Below are 6,507 nucleotides of genomic sequence, written 5' to 3' on the forward strand. Positions count from 1 at the left end.
ATTTGATTAATTCTATTATAACAGACTTTATATTATTTTTCAATAAAAGATGAATCATCTGGGTACGACGGGATAGTTCAACATGATTTAATCCCATTTTCTCATTTTATCAATAACTTTTTCTTTCACTATGGCTATAAAGGTTGTTTCACCCTTTTGTACTTTTTGCTTATGCCATTCATTAAAGCTGGCAACAGTGATCAGGATTAACCCCGCAATTAATAAATAAACCCACCACGGCATATTCCCCCAATATGGCCTGGTTTGTAAGAAAACGTTTAATAGTAAAACTCCAGAACCGACGAAAAAATATGATTTAACTTGCAGAAACATCCCCGTCAACATTGAAATCAAGGAGAGAGATCCTACTATTATCGCATCATATATCGTATTGCTTGCCATTCCATCTTGGACTAAGAGCAGTGCTACGATAATGAGTACTCCCCATTGGATCAACTTTGTAACATCCGCAAATCGGCCTTTTAAACTTCGGCGAATGAAAATCATTAGAATGATAATGGGCAGGACACAGACCTCCCGCTCCCATAATGGCGGGACATTTACCTGTCGGATGATGGCATAGTATGGCTGTAGTAAATAGGCTCCTCCTAAAATCGGCATAAAGACTGAGACACTTGCCGGTACTCTTTTTCTTTGCTGCCAAAGAACGGCAGCAATCAGAATTCCAGGCAGTGCTTGGCTCCACAAAAGCTGGCTTGTAAAAAAGTACATGAACCAAAAGGATAGAAAGGATACGACTGTATATCCATCTAACTTGATTTCCTGGAGCCTTGCAGCACTTTCAAATAATTTCTTATACAGCAGTTGTCCGATGATCGTCATCAGAATTCCCAAACCACCTGCTAGCAGTAATTTTTCGAGCTCTCTCATACCGCTAAAAAATGAAAATTCAACTGTTGCTGTGAAAAACAGGAATAATGGGACAATTCCAATAACATCCCATTTGGTCTTATGCAAATAAAATAAAATTCCAAAAGTATAAAGGCCAGTTATGACGTAGGGCAGCAAGCCAAACGGATAAGTAATAAGCATGCAGCATATTCCCATAATCGAAAATGGCACGAAATAATAAGCTATACGTTGTTTAAACTCTTCAGTGACAAGAAGTGAAAAAATTAGAATCAGCCCACTGGTGATTGGAAATTCATACTGCCCATTTGTTTGGGTTATGACTCGATCTAAACTTGTTGAAACAATAAAAAACGATGCTGTAAAGCTTCCATAAAGAAAGACTTTGATTTTCCATTCCCTCTTCGCTAATTTTGTACTTATTGCATATCCGCATAATGCAAGTATGAAACTGTAGGCTGAGTCTGTATGAAAGGCAAACCAAGTAAATGCGAGTGCTACTGGAAGAATAATGTGACCTGTCCAAGCATAGGCATTCGATAAGTCCTGACCTTTTTTTCGAAATAGATAGGCAATCAGCAACATGATTAATGCACTTGCGGAAGCAATTAACGAATTCAAGATGGGGCTAAACGTTACAATTGAACGGATGGCATGAATAATCGAAAAATAAGAAAGAAGCGTTGTGATACTGATAGCAAACGCAACCCATTTTTCACCAATCACTTTATAGAAATAGTAATACATGACAATTCCAATCAGCATGACAAGTGGCTGCACCCAAAATTGATTGCTTGGGGAGAGCAGTGCATGAATCATGGCAACAGTATAAAATGCTTGCGAGACAAATAGTGAAATTTGGCTGAGCTTTTTTTCGGTGGCTTTCAACCAGCCAATACTGGTCAATAACACCAATAAAGCTGCAATGGCAAAATTAATCGCATATCCAAATTCTTGTCGATAAACAGGAAATCGACCATTTATCTCTTCACCAAAAGCCATAATAGAAAAACCAATTGAAAGTGGTAGTAAGAAAAGGGCTATTTCTTTAAAAAGGATCCTTTCCTCCAACTTGTGTAGATACAAGGCGACAATAACGAATAGGAAAAGTATTACAGCCAGTTCCCACCAATAAAGAAATGTTATAGCGGTCAACCCGGCTAGTGCCATTAACGTAATTCCGACATCCCTAGATGCTACTCGAATGATTGTTATATAGGTGGATAGGTGGACAAAACCAAAGACGGTAAATAGGATAAAACCGCCAATGGATAATGTAAGTGAAAAATGGATCCCATCGAAGGGTTGAACTAGTAATGCAATAAGTTCGTAAATGCCTGATGCTACAAACAAGGAACTTAAATACGGAAATAACCTTCTTGAGTTTTGATGGGATATATAAATAAAGTTGGCCGCAATAACAAAATAGGCAATCATGAGAACAAGGGATGGATTCCCTGCACGAAGGAAAATACCTTCTAAACTAATGTAAACAAAGGCGAACCCGGAAATAACTGCGCTCGTATAGTGAAAGGCTTTATGTAAGGAAAATTGATTGTTTACTACTTTGGGGACAAATACTATTCCAAAACCAATAAATGAGTAAACAATTGCCCCAAAATGATCAAGGAAACTATGCTCAATTAGTTGGTAGGCACCATAAACAATCATCAAACTGAAAACAAAATGATATTCCTTTTTCCCACTGACATACATCATCGATAAATAAATAATCGCGGTTAATAATAGGTTAAAACTATAGACTACTTCATTCTGGTAGAAAAACAGCATAAACAATGTAGACAGAACGAGATTAACCTGTATATATGGGACAAATTCCTTGGTAAACAATTTGAGTGGGTTGATCATTTTAATCTTATGATAGACAAAAATAAGAATTGCATTAAAGGTCATTATCCCAAGGTAAAAGAAATCAACTGTAATTTTGGTTCCTGCCATTATAAAGGCTACCCCGACAGATAACGAAATAAAGCTAAACCAAACAAATAATCTTGAACGTAAGCTCATCGCAAATAACAGATAAACCATCAGCGGGAAAAAGCTTCCCAGCATCCCGAGGAAATATCGTCCCTCCCCATTTATAGATAAATAGGAGCCTAAAAGACCAAACCACCCCAACGAAAGGATAAAGATCGGCAAAAATAGACTGCCTAAGACAGTAAAGGCAAAAGCCGTCTTCTTGATGTGCAGAATTTTATTTGTTAGCCAGGCAATTCCATAAAATAGGAGCGATACAATCGCTATCGAACCACTTTTCATGAAACTAGTCATCGATTCCCAATTACTCGTCGCCACAAACAAACCGCCAATTAATAAAAAAATGACCCCAATATTTAATAACCATGTGATGTTCTTCTCACGAACCTGCTCAGGAGTAAGTGTCTTTTTCACCTTTTGCGGTTTTGCAGGTGCAGGTTTAGGCTTTTGGGCAACCGTTTCCATTGGGACCGGTATTGCCTCAATTTCTACTAAATCCAAGTAATATTGGTGATATGCCCTAGCCACGTGCTCAACGACCTTTTCGGACAAATACCCTTCTTCTTTTAATGTGAATAGTTCTTTCCTGAAAATTCTTTTTCTCTCTTCATTACTGGTTGGCCCCATTGAATTTCCCCTCTATTCATCGCCTTATGATAATGATTATAGAAACAATCGGAAAAATTTTCTTATCTTTCACCTTTAGTGTAATTTTACACCACCTTACTACTTGTTTTCAATCCCCGAAATAAATAAATTTTACCTTTAGAGAAAAAGTCTGTATGATAAGAAATTATGAAGAGTAAACAATTGGAGGAAACTATGCTTACGTATGATGAAAAACTAGCGATTATTGAATCTTTTAGTGAATTAGAAAGGAAAAATGTTTCACTTGGGCGTGTGAACTTCCAGTTTTCGAACAGTATTTCCGATAAAAAAAATATTGTTTATCATCTGCATCCGAAAGGAAATGGTTTCGTTTATGCCGGGCACTTGACGAACTATGAAACAGATGACAAAGGCATGGTTAATATCCGCGATTTTTCTGCTGAACAGCTGCAACGTTTGCTAAAAGAATCAATCCAAGCACTATCACCTCAAGAAAAAACAGTTGCTGAGGAAGCCATTGTCGGAGAATCAACTGAAGAGCGATGGATAGATGATGAAAACCATCTCCTCATTCTGGTGAATGAAAACGAATCATGGAATATTTACTTTGGGTTAAACCTTGATGCAAGCTTCGATACATACGGCGAGGCTGAGGAATTTTTGAAAGAAGAAGGTTTTAGGCGGAAATAGATAAGAGAAGCGCAAGCGCCATGCCCAGCGGCGAATGACCTGGAGCAAGCTAGACCATTCTCGTAGTCGATATTTATATTTCAAAAAAGACTGTGACACCATTGGTCACAGTCTTTTTTCGATTAATTACTTTCCGATGTTTTTGATCCTTTACCCTTTGGTCCCAAATATTCATAGTCATTCGGGTTAATTGGGGTGTATCCATCTGGTTTATAGAAACGTAATAGATCTTTATAGACAATTTCATCAGACATTTGTAGTTCTGTATTCACTTTATCAGAGGTTTCCTTACATGCATTTGCATCTTCCATTAATTCACCGGTAGCATCAGAATAGCATTTGTCCTTAATTTGGAGGACATCGGATGCTACAAAATCGCCATTTCTAAATAAAGCCCAATTACGATGCTGTGGTGATAATAAATCTGAGCCAAACTCCATATAATCCTTAGTATCTACTCCTAATAAGTGAAGTACTGTTGGGCGAACGTCTACTTCTCCGCCGACTTGATGTTGGATTCCGCCTTTTACACCAGGAACGTGGATAAACAATGGCACACGCTGCAGTTTAGCGTTAATAGCCGGAGTGATCTCGTCTACGCCTAAAACCTTAGCCATTGCTTCGTTATGGTTTTCGGAAATTCCGTAGTGGTCACCATACATGACAATCACAGTATTATCATACATACCATTTGCTTTTAGATCATTAAAAAACTGTTCGAAAGCCTGATCCATATAGTGTGCAGATTGGAAATATTGATTCACAACTGTATCACCATAATCACCTGCAGGGAAATCGGTATCGTCAGGATCCATTTCAAATGGGAAATGGTTTGATAAGGAAATAAACTTTGTATAGAACGGCTGCTTTAAACTTTCAAGCAATGGTATCGATTCTTTAAAGAATGGTTTGTCCTTCATCCCATAATTCTTCGTATTTTCATCTGTCATGTTGTAGTATTCTGCATCAAAAAATTGATCGTACCCGAATGCTTTATAGATCACATTTCGATTCCAGAATGTTTTATAGTTACCATGTAAGACTGCTGAGCTGTATCCTTGACCTTTAAGAATAGATGGCATTGCTTGATACGTATTTTGTGCTTTATTTACAAATACAGCACCCTGAGCCATTGGGTATAAAGAGTTTTCCATTAAAAATTCAGCATCCGAAGTTTTACCCTGTCCTGTTTGATGGTAGAAGTTATCAAAATAAAACGTGCTTCCATCGTGTACCAACGAATTTAAAAATGGTGTTACCTCTTGTCCGTCAGGCATTTTATAATCAATCATAAAGCTTTGAAATGATTCCATAGAAATATAAAGAACATTCATTCCTTTTGCTTTTGCAAAGAGTTCAGGATTTGGTGCAGCATAGTTTGCTTTCCGGTAGTTTTCTACATCCGTAATATCACTGCTATCCGCTAAAGCACGTTGACTAGATGATTTAACATTTTGAATGACATCATATATGGTAAAGTTGTACGCGCCTAAGTATTTTACCAAGTAATTCCTGTCAAATGAACGCGACAATAATTGCGGACGATCCTTTTCGGCCAATCCAAGGTTAAATAAAAAGGTCGTAATGGCAAACAAAAGGACAATTTTAAATGACTTTCTGTTCGTTACCTTTACATGTTTGAAAACAGTTAATGCTAGAGCAATTAAAATAAAAAAGTCTGTAAAGTAAAGAATGTCGAATGGGGACATTAACGAAAGTGCACTATCTCCCAATTGTCCTGCATTTGTCTTTGTCTGCATTAGAACAGGAACGGTAATAAAGTCATTAAAAAACCGATAATACGCTATATTGGCGTATAATAAGAAAGATAATAGAAAATTGGTAATAATCATAACCAACTTTGTATGCTTTTTAAAGAGCAGTGCTAATCCAAAAAAGAAAAGCGCTGAACTTAACGGGTTTATTAGTAACAAAAATTTCTGCAGGTTATTATCAATTCCAAGGTTAAATTCAATTTGATATGCCACATAGGTTTTGATCCAAAATAATACAACGGCAACTACGAAGAATGTAATATGACTATTGTTTAATTTTTTAGATAGTCTAAATTTATTCATGTCTAACTTCTCCTCTCACTTACCAATTTAAGCTCCGGTAAACGAACCTCAATTACTATATCATATTTTCTATAAAAATAAAAACATAAATCCTGCCATTTAAGGGTGATAAAGAACAATAATTTATGTCATTATTTTTATTGATTCGACAAAATTTGTGGAATCTATTGACTACCTTGCTTGTTTCATTTGATCGAAACATTCCCTTTATTTGTATGATGATTATTTATGGGACATGACTGTTTTCATTCCTCATTTATAT

The 6,507-nt window shown here is 36.6% G+C and carries 3 protein-coding genes; 1 reads left to right on the plus strand and 2 read right to left on the minus strand.

What is annotated here, in order from left to right:
* Window positions 1-87 precede the first annotated feature (87 nt).
* A complete protein-coding gene (locus G6554_RS21810; RefSeq protein ID WP_166245800.1) occupies window positions 88-3,495 on the minus strand; it encodes a hypothetical protein in 3,408 nt (1,135 codons plus the stop codon).
* Between the two features lie 195 nt (window positions 3,496-3,690).
* Between G6554_RS21810 and G6554_RS21815 the strand changes: the two genes are divergently transcribed.
* Window positions 3,691-4,167 (plus strand): hypothetical protein, encoded by a 477-nt coding sequence (locus G6554_RS21815; protein WP_166245802.1) that lies wholly within the window; start codon window positions 3,691-3,693, stop codon window positions 4,165-4,167.
* A gap of 122 nt (window positions 4,168-4,289) precedes the next feature.
* Here the strand turns inward: G6554_RS21815 and ltaS are convergent, their stop codons facing one another.
* Window positions 4,290-6,245 carry a lipoteichoic acid synthase gene (gene ltaS / locus G6554_RS21820; protein ID WP_166245804.1) on the minus strand — a complete coding sequence of 652 codons (1,956 nt, stop codon included), beginning with the start codon at window positions 6,243-6,245 and terminating at the stop codon, window positions 4,290-4,292.
* Window positions 6,246-6,507: the final 262 nt, after the last annotated feature.

The organism is Bacillus sp. MM2020_4, assembly GCF_011250555.1.
In the GTDB taxonomy this organism is placed as follows: Bacteria; Bacillota; Bacilli; order Bacillales; family Cytobacillaceae; genus Neobacillus.